At 57.0% G+C, this 14783-nt stretch carries 14 protein-coding genes and 1 pseudogene; all 15 read right to left on the bottom strand.

The window, feature by feature from the left end; genetic code table 11:
• Window positions 1–246: transposase (locus BM272_RS13050; protein ID WP_143613297.1), on the bottom strand; the 246-nt coding region annotated here is incomplete at its 3' end.
• Between the two features lie 207 nt (window positions 247–453).
• Window positions 454–675, bottom strand: a pseudogene (locus BM272_RS13045) (helix-turn-helix domain-containing protein); the annotation flags it as partial.
• Window positions 676–880: 205 nt separating this feature from the next.
• Window positions 881–1873 (bottom strand): sulfotransferase, encoded by a 993-nt coding sequence (locus BM272_RS13040; protein ID WP_093429237.1) that lies wholly within the window; start codon window positions 1871–1873, stop codon window positions 881–883.
• Entirely contained in the window at window positions 1870–2853 is a 984-nt protein-coding gene (locus tag BM272_RS13660) for a hypothetical protein (protein ID WP_143613295.1), read from the bottom strand. Before BM272_RS13660 ends, BM272_RS13040 begins: the two co-directional genes overlap by 4 nt.
• Window positions 2846–3535, bottom strand: coding sequence for a WbqC family protein (locus BM272_RS13035; protein WP_093429236.1), 690 nt, complete (start codon window positions 3533–3535; stop codon window positions 2846–2848). The genes BM272_RS13660 and BM272_RS13035 overlap by 8 nt, the downstream gene beginning before the upstream one ends.
• Before the next feature lie 102 nt (window positions 3536–3637).
• Window positions 3638–4729, bottom strand: coding sequence for a DegT/DnrJ/EryC1/StrS family aminotransferase (locus BM272_RS13030; RefSeq protein WP_093429235.1), 1092 nt, complete (start codon window positions 4727–4729; stop codon window positions 3638–3640).
• A gap of 47 nt (window positions 4730–4776) precedes the next feature.
• On the bottom strand, window positions 4777–5802 hold the full coding sequence (locus tag BM272_RS13025) for an NAD-dependent epimerase/dehydratase family protein (RefSeq protein WP_093429234.1): 1026 nt from the start codon (window positions 5800–5802) through the stop codon (window positions 4777–4779).
• Window positions 5803–6137: 335 nt separating this feature from the next.
• Complete coding sequence (gene rfbA / locus BM272_RS13020; RefSeq protein WP_093429233.1) at window positions 6138–7010, bottom strand: glucose-1-phosphate thymidylyltransferase RfbA; 873 nt, start codon at window positions 7008–7010, stop codon at window positions 6138–6140.
• 104 nt (window positions 7011–7114) lie between these two features.
• A complete protein-coding gene (gene fliT, locus BM272_RS13015) occupies window positions 7115–7378 on the bottom strand; it encodes a flagellar protein FliT (protein ID WP_093429232.1) in 264 nt (87 codons plus the stop codon).
• Window positions 7379–7468: 90 nt separating this feature from the next.
• Window positions 7469–7909, bottom strand: coding sequence for a flagellar export chaperone FliS (gene fliS, locus BM272_RS13010; RefSeq protein ID WP_093429231.1), 441 nt, complete (start codon window positions 7907–7909; stop codon window positions 7469–7471).
• Window positions 7910–7958: 49 nt separating this feature from the next.
• Window positions 7959–9983, bottom strand: coding sequence for a flagellar filament capping protein FliD (fliD, locus tag BM272_RS13005; protein ID WP_093429230.1), 2025 nt, complete (start codon window positions 9981–9983; stop codon window positions 7959–7961).
• A gap of 72 nt (window positions 9984–10055) precedes the next feature.
• Complete coding sequence (locus BM272_RS13000) at window positions 10056–10409, bottom strand: flagellar protein FlaG (protein ID WP_275886944.1); 354 nt, start codon at window positions 10407–10409, stop codon at window positions 10056–10058.
• Between the two features lie 97 nt (window positions 10410–10506).
• Window positions 10507–11352: a flagellin N-terminal helical domain-containing protein gene (locus BM272_RS12995; RefSeq protein WP_093429228.1), complete on the bottom strand. Its 846-nt coding sequence runs from the start codon at window positions 11350–11352 to the stop codon at window positions 10507–10509.
• Between the two features lie 152 nt (window positions 11353–11504).
• Complete coding sequence (gene flgL / locus BM272_RS12990; protein ID WP_093429227.1) at window positions 11505–12722, bottom strand: flagellar hook-associated protein FlgL; 1218 nt, start codon at window positions 12720–12722, stop codon at window positions 11505–11507.
• Between the two features lie 6 nt (window positions 12723–12728).
• On the bottom strand, window positions 12729–14747 hold the full coding sequence (gene flgK, locus BM272_RS12985; RefSeq protein WP_093429226.1) for a flagellar hook-associated protein FlgK: 2019 nt from the start codon (window positions 14745–14747) through the stop codon (window positions 12729–12731).
• Between the last annotated feature and the right edge of the window lie 36 nt (window positions 14748–14783).

Here is a 14783-nt window from a genome sequence, read left to right as displayed (position 1 = left end):
GGCCACCTCCGTCTCGGACAGGGCCGAGGTCTCCAGCACCGCATTGAACTTGTCCCGGGAGCTCCAGCCCTCGGGCTCCGGACTGTTGTCCGGCAACAGCCGGCCCTGGGCCCGGGCCTTCCGGCGCCAGTTATACAGCGTGCCGGTCGAGATCCCCTCTTCTTCGGCTAGCTGGGCCACGGTCCGGTTGTACGGCGGCTGGAGCTTCTTCACCACCGCCTCCTTGTGTTCGTCGGAGTACTTCACAGGAACCCTCTCTTCGCCCCCGGTTGGTTATAACACCCTAGCATCGGATGAGGTTCCAACTAGCCTGACAGTGAGGGGGGGCGGCAACATCTTGGCCACTACAGCCTCACGCCGCTCCCGGGAATATCGTGCCACTCGTCACTCCTATCGCCCCGGCTTTTCTAAGAACATCCTACCTCACGAGGCGACAACTAGTCTGAGGGCCAGGGAGCGGGAGGCGTTCTCGTTGAGGAACTCCCGGGTGACGGCGAGCATGTCCTCCAGGGAGAGCCACAGGGTCCGGCGCAGGGCCACCACCACCGCCTCCTGCTCCGGTGTCAGGGTCGTGCGCAGCCGGTGGGCGGTGTGCGAGCCGTCTTCGGTGGTAGCGCGCTTACGCCAGCGGCGAATGGTGTCCTCGGAGACGCCGAACTCTCGGGCCAGCTCCCGCCCTCACTGTCAGGCTAGATGGGTGTGCCGCAGCAATGCGGTTGCGGTCGGCAAGGAGCCGACCGGGCAGCATTAGAAGCTGCCGAAGTGATGGAGGTAGGCCCGCCCTCGGCCATCGGACGCCGGTCCGGAAGCTCAAGGACTGGCAGGCCGCGCACCCGGAACTGTTCCGGAAGCAGGACTACGATCAGTCGGGTCTTGACATTTAAATCGCGTTTAAAATCCTAGGATCAATCTCGCGCTCATTCGATGGCCGAAAAGCTCTTGGTCCCTTATATTCAAAAACGCCATCCATGCCTTGCTGCTTCATCTTCTTCGTGAGTTGCCTAAAATATTTTTCGGGATCTTCGCAAAAATCTTCGTATTGAACCACGATCTTCCTTTCTTCTGGCACTTCTTCAAGCCCAGTATCTACTGCCAAATTAATCGACCGCAAATGGCCAATTACTTGCTCTGCGGGGCCCAAGTCTTTTAACGCTTCATATTCGGGAACACGAAACGAGTACCACGCTTCCTCAGAGCCGCACTGCCGTCGCCGGGCCTCTAAGGCTGACTGTGCATTGGCTACTTCATCCCGCTTAATTTGGACAAAAATAACTTTGTCCAGAATCTCATTCATGAAGGGTATATTATAGTTGAACAGCATAGCCTTGGAGGCAAAGGGTTTATCGAAAACCGTCATTAATCCGCCTAGTTCACGTTGCAGCGTATCGATATCGAACCCTTCCCACAGTTCCGGTTCAGTCCAGACATCCCTATCCGGCTCGGGCAAAAATCGCCGCCAAAAATACCAGAACTCGTTGGGAGCTAAAACGCCTTGAGTCTTGCCGTTAACAGACTCGTACTTGGCCTGTTGTGCGAACTCACCAAGCTCGTTTCGGTAATCAAACCGGGGCTCGGTCAAAAGCATTTGTATCTTGGCCCCAAGAATTGGCGCTCGGTAGAAACGTGACAACAAGTTGGTCGGATACGCCACGAGCCCAGTATTTGCAAGCCACTGCATGAATAGGGTCGACCCACTACGATGCGGCCCCATAATAAGAATGTTTGGGTAAGGTTGGCTGCCCCCACTTTTCCCGAGCAGGTTCTCTTCAACAGGCCAGAGGTTGCTGTTTAAATCCACCAGAAGGTTTTCTAGTTGGTGGTTGCGAGCGAACTCCTCGCTCCTCTTTCCCAGACTCATATCACCTTTGCTCATTCGAGGAACTCGTCAATTAAGGAAACTAAAGCATCCATGTCTTTCTCCCCGTAGCGCTGATCCACAGGTAGCGGAAGCAAGCCGTCAATCATTTTTTTCCCAAAGGCTGACTCAACCCGCTCCTCGGAGTCTCGCCAATAGGTGGGAACAAAAATACGATGCGCCAGAAGATGCTCTCGTAAACCCGGAACATCGACGGCTAAAGGATAGCACAGTGGGGACTCACTCTGACTGTCATCCGCTCGAAACCGATTCCGTGGACCTAGCCTTTCTTCGAGATGAGAAAAGTTCACCAACCTCTTTTCTCGTATACTGTTAATATCTATTGAGTCAAGGAGCCGACGCGTCAGGCCAGACATTCTCCGGGGGGTGCTATCCTCCAAACCCTTTTCGGCTTGGACGTAATCGTAATAGCCCTCCTCGGGAGTCGAATACAGACGTTTAAGAAGATGCGTCATCCGGCCTAGGGAACCATCATCCACCTCTATTGGAGGATCCACCTCCGAGGATGTCACCAACATCCCACCATCAGGAACCCCAAGGAATTTCCGCGGGGAGTAGATAGTCGCCAAGGCCTCAGTCACGGGCCGTTCAAAGAGGGATTGAGAGAAATCAAAAACCACCTGCTCCGGCCGAAAGTTTTCCAAAATCTCCTTAACCTGGTTTTGACAAACTCCAAAGTAATTGACATAAAGCATGATTTCACCTTCCTCGAGAACTACCTTTTCTCGCGGCATCAATTGATCATCCAGATCATACCACAAATACTCAATACGCTCCTCTTGTAAAGGGGAAATCATTGAATTGCAGATCAAACGAGGCACGAAGACCCGGGAAGGCCTAACGGTTTGCAAGAGCGCGCGAAAAGCAGCTCTGCCACTCTGGTAGAGAAGCGCTCTTTCATTTAAGGTACCAACTCCTGAGGGCAGGTCCAATTCTAGGTAGCCCCCGATAGCTTCTTTTTCAGTTTGATCAAACAATGGAATAACTCGAAAGCATTAAAGGAAAATCCTTGGGATCATTGAACATTATTACATCAATAATTGACAGATTGGGAACAAAGCTCCGTGAATATTGTTTATAGACATAATTTCCTGGCTCTATAAATGATAACTCCATACCTTCATCCTCGAACCGTTCCCGCCCATAAAGATTCCTCCCCCCCGGGAGATTGACGTAGTGTTCTGCGCCCAGCTTTTTGCAAATATCGATTACTTTATCTTGGCCCTTCAAAGAACCATCCTTAGCAATCTCGGAAGACCAATACCAGGTATCACGTATGCCCAAGTAATGGCAAATTCGTTGCACTCCGTACCCTAAGAAACTTGCAAGATTGGGCTCATAAATAGAAAAAATATCTTCAATTACGGGATACGCCAATTCAAAATAGGGAGCCTTTGAATATTGCTGCCGAACCGTTTTCAATATCTTTTCTTTGTTATCCCCAACGGCAATTTCGTTTATCAAGCGATTCGAGCTGGCACCGCTCAGGTTAAGCGTTAGAAGACTTCTGCCAGCCTGCGATAATATATAATTCCTATTAACCCAACCTCCTTTGCTGAAATGAACATCGTCATAGACCACAAAAGAATCAACAGAGTGCGCCAACTGAAAATAACCCAAATAAGGAAAAAAGTACGGCTGCATTATTGCTAGCTTCATGTGGTCCTCATACTAGAAAGGAACACCATCGACCAAAAACAAAAGCAACTCAAAGACTTCATTTTCTGTGTTATTACGGGCAGATCGGGAGTTTGGGCCCAATCATTCTCGTTCTTGGTTTATCGCTCGCTTTATACAAAGCGATATCTTCTTCACGTCATTAAAATCCATTCCGGTGTTAATAGGGAGGCACAACGTACGCAGCGCTTTGGCTTGGGATTCCGGGAAAAAGTTACCCGCTCGATAAGCTGCAGTCTCATCCAGGCTCGGTGAAAAATAGGAACGTGCTATTACGTCTTCGCTTTGTAGCACTGCTTTAACCTTGTCCCTCACCGAGGGAGTCTCCAAAAGGATTGGGGCGTACGCCCCATTCCGTGTGCCCCTTTTTGACCAAGCAGGAAAGCTGACCCAGTCGTCAAGCTCTCGTTCGTATGCCTCTCCCACTGCCTTCCGGTGTTCCAAGATCGCCGGGAGATCGTCCAGCATTGCAAGACCCACTGCGGCGTGGAATTCACTCATCTTGGCATTCATACCTACATCGGGGATGGAGCCATCCACTGCCTCCAAGCCGAAGTTGATCAACCGGCGAGCCCGTTCGTGGTCTTCCGCTCGGCGGAAGACCACGGCCCCGCCCTCGCCAGTATGGAAGAGCTTTGTCGCATGGAGGCTCAGCGTCGCGGCATCTCCCCAACGCAGCACGCTGTGGCCGTCGTAATTCACACCCAAAGCATGAGCAGCGTCATAAACCGTCTTTAGTCCCTTCCGCCGTGCCAACTCATCAAAGCCCTCGACATCGCAGGGATTGCCATAGACATGGACGGGAACAAGCGCTTGCGTATCTGGGCCGCAGGCGGACTCCACCTTAGCCGGGTCAAGATTTAGGGTTTCCGGGTCAATATCCGCGTAACGAACGCCTAGGCCTTCGTTGCGGATAGCTGCACTGGTAGCGACAAAGGTAAACGGCGTCGAAACCGCTTCGCCTGAGATACCAAACGTTCGAAGAGCCACCTCCAGAGCAAGGGTTCCATTCGCTACCAAGAGGAGGTTATCCACCCCCAAGTAATCTCCCAGGCGCTCCTCCAATTCGCGAACAAGCGGGCCATTATTGGTCAACCACTGGGATTCGTATACCTGGTCGAGATAACCTTCAAGCTTTTTCCGGTTGGGGAGGTAGGGCCGGCCAACAGTGGTCATTGCATTTTCCTCAAACGGAAATCAGAAAGGCTTGTGAAAACGACCCGTCAAGGGAGGTCCACTATACCGCCATGCATGGCAGTCTGTTGAATGAGCGCGTGCCACTTCACCAACTCCTGGTACCACTTCAACGTAAGGGTTTTACTAGTCTTGTCCGTACGTCCCTCTTCCAAGGCACGCGTTACCTCTCGTACCCCGTCTTCGGCTACATACCGGGCTTTGAAACCGAGAGATTCAATTTTATCGAAAGCCACACGATAGGAACGATGGTCGGGATCGCCATACCATTCGATTTCCACATCCCTGGGAACGGTCTTGGCGACCTTCTTTGCCAACGACTCGAGCTGATAACTATTTTCAGGGGAACCAACATTAAAGATTTCGCCATTAATTCTTTCAACGTCAGCGCTAAGCATGAATGCCAGAGCCCGGGCAGTATCTTGGACATGCACCATAGGCCGCCATTGCGTTCCATCGCGCAGGAGAGGCAGCTTGCCGGTTATTAACGCCCCATAGGTCATGCCATTGACGGCTAGGTCAAATCGCATGCGCGGAGAGTACCCGTAAACAGTCGCTTGCCGCATAGCGACGGCGCAGAACTCGGAATCAGCCAATGGAAGAATGCCTTCTTCCGCTTTGCGATTTGCCTTTGCGTATGTAGTGAGTGGGTTGATAGGGCTATTCTCATCAGCCACCACACCTGCCTCTTGAAAACCATAGATGCTGCACGAGCTGGGGAAAATATAGCGTTTTATTCCCAATTGCTTGGCAAGATTGGCCGTATGCACGCGAGAACCATGGTTGATTTCCCAAGTCGATTGTTCGAAGAGTTCGCCACTTGGGTCGTTGGAAAGGGCCACCAGATCGATAACATGGTCGATACCCGCCAAATGGTCCGCGCGAATTCGGCGGCTATCTTCTCGAATAATCTCTATATGTTCATGATTCGCGATTAGGTCCCGGCCAAAAAAGAACCGATCCAAGATCCTTACAGCGTATCCACATTCCAACAGCTGAGGAACCAAGACACACCCGATATAACCGCCTCCGCCTGTCACCAGAACTTTTTCCATACTTTGACAGTCCTCGCGTTGCATCATCAAAGGTCAATGCCAATGCAGCAGCCGAAAAGAAAAAGCATATTCGCTAGTACTCGACGATTTACCATGACCGCTACTATATTGTTCAAACCATTCCACTAAATATTCACCGAGAAAGAAACAATAAAAAAGTACAGGCTAAGGTACGTATATGGGGCATTCTAGAACACCTCAGAATCAATTTTTAGCTGCAAAAGTGGGCCCATTCGGCGGGGGAGATGCTGCACTTGGAAATTGAGCTTGCGGGGCGAGGGTTAATCCGGTTAAGCTGGCACTGATAATCCTTTAATTACTCATGGCCAACGCCCTCATCGAGCCTCCTGCAAAACCTTCAAAAGGTATTGCCCGTACCCACTCTTTGCCAAAGATGCCGCCTGCCACTCTAAAGCCTCTGTCGAGATGAAACCCATTCGGTAGGCAATTTCCTCGAGGCAGGCAATTTTCAAACCCTGCCGGTCCTCCACTACTTTAATAAAATTAGCGGCATCCAGAAGCGCACCGTGGGTCCCGGTATCCAGCCAAGCCGTGCCACGGCCCAGAGGCTCTACATTGAGCATACCTTCTTCCAAGTACGCGCGGTTAACATCCGTAATCTCAAGCTCTCCGCGGTGTGAAGGCTCGAGCTCGGCTGCAACCTCCGCGACTTGGCCGTCATAAAAGTACAGTCCAGTTATCGCGTAATGAGAGGGTGGGTGCGGCGGCTTTTCCTGAATGTCTACGATATTCCAGTCCTGATCGTACGCAACAACTCCATAGTTCTCCGGGTCACTCACATAGTACCCGAATACGGTTGCCCCTTTTTTTCGTGAGGCGGCCTTCTTGAGGAGGCTACTCAGGCCTTGCCCGTAAAATATGTTGTCACCCAATATCAGGCTCACTGGCCGCCCATTGATAAAACTTTTCCCGACCCGGAAGGCATCAGCCAACCCTCTGGGTTCATCCTGAACGGCGTATTCGATGGCAATTCCCCATTGGGAACCGTCTCCCAACAGGGTGCGGAAAGCTTCTTGGTCTCGGGGCGTAGTGATAAGCAGTATTTCCCGAATACCAGCGAGCATAAGAACCGAGAGGGGATAATAAACCATCGGTTTATCATAAACGGGCATGAGCTGCTTGCTCACCCCATAGGTTAGAGGGTGAAGTCGAGTTCCGGTACCGCCGGCGAGGACAATCCCCTTCATGCTCGCTCCTACATTCACGCTCCCAGTGCAACTTCGTATTGCGGAGCAAATAGGATGCTGGGTAGATGAATCTCGATCGGCGGGCCCGTACCGGAACAGTCCTGCTACTCTCGGTGCCGCTCGTACGCCCGCGCCGCTTTCTGGCCCTCCGAGGCCGTCTGCGCCTCCTGCAGGAGTTCGGAGCGGATACTCCGCCCCCGTTCGATGATCTCGTTTTCCGTAGCGAGCAGCCAGCGCAACCACTCATCGGCCGTCTCTCCCCCCTCCTGTTGGAATCCGGCCTCAATGAGTTCACGAACGAGCGGACGCCGCTCCGTTTCGGCATTCGTGACCCTTCCCCAGTCGTCGGCCTCCTTGCCGGCGATCATTTCCCGGGTAAGGGCTTCCACGCGCTGCGCCAGCTCTTCCAGCGATGCCGGTAGGCGTGGCAACGGGGGCGGTGCATCGGCCATCGATGGTCAGGCAGTGACGTAGGATGCACCGGCCGAGTTCGCGGTCCGGTGGTGATAGCTTGCGGGGATCTCGTCCCAACCGGCCTTGATGTCGCGCATCAGATCCGCGACTTCATCCAGCTTCTCGATACTGTTCGAGAGATTGGCCTGGGTAAGTTGCCGGATCATGTAGTCATAGAGGGCCTCAAGATTACCGGCAATTTCCCCGCCCTGCTCGAAGTCCAGGCTCTGGTGGAGGCTGGAGATGATGGAGATGGCCCAGCCAATGTTGCGGCCCTTCTCCTGGGTGTCGCCGCGCTCCATGTGGCCGCGAGCCGTGGCGATCTTCTCCAGAACCCCACCCATGAGCATCTGGATTAGGCGGTGCGGGCTGGCAGCGGAGACCTCGGTCTGGAGGCTCGACTGCTTGTACTGGGACAGGGCGGCCCGCGGATTGCTGTAGGTCATGGTCTCGCTCCTCGTGGTTCCGGTCCGCAAACCCTGGGTTTCGGGCTGGTTAGATATTCATCCCGGCGAGGCTGGCGATTCCGCCACCTCCGCCGAGGTTGTTGGACACGAAGCTGCTGGTCTGCTGCATTTCCGCGATGGAGGCGTCCAGACTGGCGAACTGGGAGCGGTACCGCTGCGCCAGGCGGTCCATTCGCTCATTGAGGTCCGCGCGGCTCTGCTCGACGTTGTCCAGACGACGATTCAGGGAATCCTCGCGGGTGTCGATGGTTCCATCATCACCGGCAAAACGGTTGATTAGCTGGTCCATGGAACTGGCAACGCCGAGGGAGTAGCTGATGGTGCCCCGGTTGCCGGTGCCGCCACCGTCCACCCGGACCTGAATCCCTTCGGGGGCGCCATTCTGGGCGCGCAGGTACTGGCCATCCCCGGTAGCCGGCTCTCCCCCGATGGTGCCGGCCACGTCTACGCCCGCAGTCCCTGTCCCCGTACTCAGGCCCAGGGTCGCCGCGGTGTCGGTATCCACCGCGTCAATGGCCACGGTGCTGTTACTCCCGTAACTATTCGAGCGGATCTGCAGACCGCCGCCGCTAGCGCTGACCGAGACCTCGACACCGGCGTCGCTTAGATTGGCATCGCCGTTGATGCGGCTCTGCAGTTCGCCGGCCAGTTCATTCACCGACCCGTAGGTCTTCTGGGTGAGGCTGATGTTGCCGGAAGTCACCCCGTCCACGCTGAGGATCAGTTCGTCATTATCGGTGTCGACGGTGAAATCATTGACGGTCCCGCCACCATAGGAACCCCGGGTCGCCTCTTGGGTGACCGAGATGCCGTACTCCCCCGGCTGCGAGCCGTCCAGGGCACCGGAGAAAGAGACCTGATTGTCGGTGGTCTGGCCGCTCTCGGCGAACAGGTGGGCCACGTTCTGCGGATTATTGGTGAGCGCCTCGTCCAGACGCGCCTGGTCCACGGTCAATGTCCCGTCCCGGTTGGTACTCAGCCCGAGCTCGGTGAGGGTCGAGTAGGGCCCTTTGACCCCCTCCACCCGGTCCACCAGCATCTGCTGGAGGTCGTTCACGGCCATGCGCACCGTGCTGTCCCCACTCAGTGGGCCGCGGTTCTCCTCGTCGACACTCCACTGGGTGAGCGTATTGGTGGTATTCATGAACTCGTTGTACGAGTCCACGAAGCCCTGAATGGTCTCCTCTACCCCCTCGGTATCCCGGCTGACGTCGATGGTGGTGCTGCCGGTGCTCTGCAGATCGACAGACATGCCATCAATGACACCCTCCAGCGTGTTTCTGCTGCTGGTAACGTCGATCCCCTCGACCACCGCTTCGGCATTCTGGGCAGTCCGGGTCTCCTGGAGGTTGCTGTTGCCGGTATCCGGGGTGTAGGCGAGCCGCGACAACCCACTACCATCACCCAGGGTGCCATCACCGGTATCATTGACCGCGAGGCGGATGGCCTGGTCACTGCCGGTGCTTTCGGAGCTGAGCGTCAGCCGCGGCCCGTTGCCGTCGTCCACCAGGCTCGCCTGGACGCCCATGTTGGCATTGTTGATGGTGTCCCGGATCTCGCCGAGGGTGTTGTTGGAGCTGTCGATGGTGAGGGTCTGCGAGGCCCGATCCGGGTTCACCGTGAAGCTGGACTTGTCCGCGTTGTAGGTCCCGAACTGGAAGGTCAACTCGCCGGTCCCCACCACGTCATTGCTGCTGCCGTACTCCCCCGCCGACGAGGCCAGCCGGTGCGCGGTGGCAAGCTGGTCGACCTGGATGTCATAGCTCCCGGCTGCCGTCTCCTCGCTGGCAGAGGCCGTCGCCACCGTATCATCGGAGGAGGTCGCCGAGACCGCATTGAAGCTGTTGAAATCGGCCAGGCCTTCCAGGGAGTCCTGCAGGCCGCTCATGGCGCTCTTGAACTTGCCGAGCCCCGAGATGTCCTCCTCCAGGCGCTCCTGCTGGTTATCCAGACGAGTCGCGCTGGGCGCGCGCTCCGCCGAAACGATCTGGCTGACCAGCTGTTCGATGGGTAGCCCCGATCCCACGCCGGTGGCGGTCGTTATGGAAGCCATATCTCTATCCTCGCTCGGGAACCGTGCCCGGTTGAGGAGACGCCTTCCACCCCCTCAACCGGACCGACTCGCTCATGTCGATTCGTTGAACAACAACCCACGGATCCGTTCCATGTTCCGGGCCAGCTCCAGCATCTCGTCCGAGGGGATCTGGCGGATCACCTCATCGTTCTCCCGGTCCCGCACCTGGACCACCGTCCGGTCGATGTCCTCTTCGACGCGGAAATCCAGCTCCCGCTGGAACGCCCGGGTCATCTCGCGAACGTCGTCGACCATCCGCTCCATGTCCTTTTCATCCATGAGGGGGGAGGCGGATTCCCGGTCCGCCATTGCGTCTCCTCCGCTAGGAGAGTCCGCCTTTTCCGAAAGGGACTGCGAGCCCCGGTTCCGGTCAGGGCCGGGCAGGGTATTGGCAAAATCCCGCATTACATCACTATTCCAGCGCGTTTCCATGGTCCTTTATCCTCCCCAAGGGAGAGGGGGCCGGGTCGACCCCCTCATAGCCCCGGTTACGAAACCCTGATTACTGGAGCAGTGACAGGGCGTTCTGCGGGAGCTGGTTGGCCTGGGCCAGCATCGAGGTTCCCGCCTGCTGCAGGACCTGGGTCCGCGTCAGCTCCGAGGACTCCTTGGCGAAGTCAGCGTCCCTGATCTGCGACCGCGCTGAACTCATGTTTTCCACGCCCACTTCGAGGTTGGAGATGGTTGACTCCAGTCGATTCTGGGTCGCACCCAGCTCCGCGCGGATGCCACTGACATCATCAATGACCTGATCCATTGTGGAAATGACAGACCCGATAGAAGCTTGGCTCGGAGTGGACGAGATATCGATATCCGCGAAGCTAATATCGGCTCCGGTCGCAAGCGCACCCTTCGTCGCATTGGGGGTGGTGACTCCCAGGGTCTGGCCCTCATTGGCCCCGATCTGGAAGGTCATGGTGCCGTTGGAACCATCGAGAATGTTCTCCCCGTTGAACTCCGTCTCGCTCGCAATCCGATCGATCTCCGCGACCAACTGCTGCGCCTCATCGTCGAGCGCATCGCGGTCATCCGCAGCGTTGGTGTCGTTGGCCGACTGCACCGCCAGCTCACGAATCCGCTGGGACATGTTACTGATCTCGTCCAGTGCGCCTTCGGCCGTCTGAACCAGCGAAACCGCGTCGTTGGCGTTGCGGACCGCCTGGTTCATGCCGTTGATCTGGCCGCTGAAGCGCTCAGAGATGGCGAGACCAGCGGCGTCGTCCGCGGCGCTGTTGATCCGCAGGCCGGAGGAGAGCCGCTCCACCGCCTGGGACATCTGATTGTTGGTCGAGTTGAGATTCCGCTGGGCGTTCAGCGACATCACATTGGTGTTGATAACCTGAGCCATGGTCTTGTCTCCTCTGCTGCGGGGCTCTGGCCCCGCTCTGCTGGGCTTGGCGGACAGATCCGGTAGGGACCTTCACCGCCTTCACCTCTATTATCGTCGGCTCGGGGGAAAACTTTAGGGCCGTCGAAAGGGCCCGGGAGGGAAAACTTACGTCAGCCGATCTGGTTGAACAGGGAGAGCCCCTGGACGCGGGTATAGACCTGCTGCGCCGCCTGCAGCCCCACCATCCGGAGGTTGAGGTCGCTGGAGGCCTTGGCGTAGTCGAGGTCCTGGACCTGCGACAGGGTCTCCTTCATCTGGACCGTGTAGGCCTCGTTCACCGTCTCCTGGCTCTCCACGCTGTTGAGGCGGGCCCCGATGGAAGAGCGCACATTCAGGATATTGTTCTGGGCGTTATCCAGCTCCCGGATGGCCGTATCCATATCCATGGCCGCCTTGGCCCGCGCCTCGCCTCCCGACCAGTCGGAGCGCAGGGTCTCGAGCATGTCACGTACGGTCTGGAAGACGCTCTGACTCCGGGAGGATGATACGCGGAACTGATCCGTATTATCCGGTGAGCCGTCGATGGTCATGGTCACCCCTTCGAACTCGAAGGCTTCACCCGGTTGATAGGGCACCGTGGTCACGGCTGTGCCCTCGTCATCGTCCGTCACCTGGATCTCCTGACCACCGGCCCCGTCGGGCTGCACGGTCAGGGTGTACTCATGATCCAGGAGGGCCCCGGCGTCGGCGATGCCGGTGGCCGTGATACGGCCGCTCCCCGTGTTGCCATCATCGTAGTCGGCAACGAAACGTCCGTTACCCCGCTCCACTCCCATGAAAACCTCGTCTCCGGCATCCGTCTGCTGGACATCGAACTCCGGGCCGATTTTCAAGTTCCGCTCTCGCTGATCCCCGTGATACTCATAGCCATTAGCGGCAGAGTAGGAGAAGGGCTTGGTACTGCCCTTGGAGCCGGCAAAGAGATACTCTCCGGACCCGTCCTTGGTGTTGGCCAGTCCCATGAGTTCGTCCAGGCGTGACTCCACTTCGGCCGCGATGCTCTCCCGGTTGGCATCACTGAGACTGTCGGTATTCGCTCTCACGGCCAGTTCACGCACGCGCTGCAGGAGGTTGCCGACGGAACCCAGGGTCTCATCGGTCTGGGAGAGATGATTGCGGGCATAGTCGATATTTGACTGATACTGCTCCGTAACACGGACATTCTTGTCCAGATTCAGCATCTGGGTGGCAGCCACGGGATCGTCCGCCGGTGTAACCACTCGCTTGCCGGTCGCCATCTGCTTCTGGATCTTCGAAAGCTCAACCTGGTTATTCAGGATGCCGTCGACACCGCGCTGATTGATGGTGCTAGTTGCAATGCGGGCCATAGCGGGTCACCGAATGATGCTGATGAGGGAATCAAACATGGACTGAGAGGCGGAGATCACCCTCGAGGCCGCCTGGTAGGACTGCTGGAACTTCATCATCTCCGCTGCCTCCTCGTCGAGGTTAACGCCGGAGACGGACTCCCGTGCCTCCCGAGCCTGGGTCAGTAGTTTGTCCTTGGCGTCCATGCCGGTCTCGGCCTGGGCAGTACGGGTGCCGACGTCGGTGACCAGGCTGGAGTAGGTCTCCTGAAAGTCGGCCTCACCGTCGAGCATGGTCTTGTCGGTCTGCAGATTGGCCAGCTGCAGCATGTTGGAGTTGTCGCTCACACCGCCTTGGTTGTACTCGATGGAATAGGTATCACCTAAGCCGGGATCACCACTCAGACGAACGTCGTAACCCAGGTCGTTGTAGCCGTCGCCATTATTCGTTTCAAAGTGATCAATGACATCCATTCCTGTAGTGGAATCGTAGGTGCCCGTAACTGTGTTATTAGTATCCAGATTCTCGATCTCGATATCATACTCAGTGTCGCTAATCTCGCCGGTAATCCTGATCTCGAGCGGTGGGTTAAGCTGCTTCGATGTAGAGAAAGCCTCACCATCACCGGAACCCACCGCGCCACCGTTGGTGTTATAGACCTCCGCCTCACTCAGCTGGGCATCCCCCCGGTTGTCGGTACTCGATTCCACTCGAACCGGTGAAGCCGCCGCGACCTTGGCGGCCTCGTCCATGTTGGCGGCCATCTCGATGGTCCGCCCACCGGCCCGCGTGGGCTGGATGAGGTAGGAGTCGCCAGCGTTATCCGAACCAGCGCCAACGCTGAATGTCACCCCATCCACGGTAACGTCGCTACCGGCCGCTATACCGCTGGCCAACTCCTCGTTGGTCTTGTCGTCCAGCAGACGGAAGCCCGACCCCCCGGTGCCCACCAGCCGATAGTCCCGATCCGTCAGTTGGCTTGCATCGGTGATCTCGAACTGTACTGTAGGTGCGCCGGCAGAATTGTCAGGGTTCGGCTTGACCGGCTCCTTCTCGATATCGAAGAAATCCCCGCCGAGTTCGCCGTTGAGGTTCATGCCCTGGCGATGCTGCGCGTTGTAGTTCTCCGCCATGCCGTAGGCAACCCGACCCAGGGAATTGATGGCCGGATCCAGGATCTCCTGGCGAAAGTCCTTCACCGATCCCAGTTTGCCGCCGTCAATGAGGTCGGTGACGTTGACCACGGAATCGGCCTGGCGGTAGCCGATCTCGTTGCGGCTGCTGTCATACTGGTTGGGGATGATTTCCATGGGCTTGGCCTGGAAGTTGGAGACCAGGGACTGCCCCTTGCCGATGTAGACGTTCACCGCCTGGTTGTCCTGCTCCACCGTCTGCACTTCGACAAGCTCGGAGAGATCCTTGATGAGCTTCTCCCGCTGATCCAGCAGGTCATTGGGCTTATTGCCACTGGCCGAACCCTGCACGGTGGCGATCTGCTCATTGAGGGCGGCGATCTCCTCACCCAGCGCATTCGCTCGCTGGACCCCATCGCTGAGTTCGGTGTTGACCTGTTCCTCCAGGGTCTCAAGCTGGCGGTACATGGTCTGAAAGCGCTCGGTGAGCGTCTCGCCGTTGGAGAGCAGAACCTCCCGCGCAGAGACGGCCGAGGGGTCATCGGCCACGCCCTGATTGGCGTCGAAGAAGCTGGAGATAGCCGGATCGAGCCCCGCCTCCGGGTCGGCCAGGAGGTTATCCACCCGGGACGCATACTTGTGATAGCTCTCCTGGTAGTTCGCCTCGCTGGTACGCATCTCCAGCTGCTTGGTGAGGAACTCGTCGGCCATTCGACGGACGTTGGTAACGTCAGCACCGTTGCCCTGGAAGCCAGCACCGGTATAGGTCGGATTCCGGCTGGTGATGATGGACTCCTGGCGGCTGTAGCCCTCCGTGTTCACGTTGCTCACGTTGTGGCTGATCGTCGCCAGCGCCCGCTGGGAGGCCAGCAGGCCGGAGGTACCGATATTCAGGGGATTACCAGAAGCCATCTCTTGTCACCTCACCGGCCCCCGCGGGGCCTGTTC

This window comes from Thiohalospira halophila DSM 15071 (assembly GCF_900112605.1).
Lineage (GTDB): Bacteria > Pseudomonadota > Gammaproteobacteria > Thiohalospirales > Thiohalospiraceae > Thiohalospira > Thiohalospira halophila.
The sequence above is the reverse complement of the archived record's forward strand: the minus strand, read 5'-3'. Positions and strand labels throughout refer to the sequence as shown.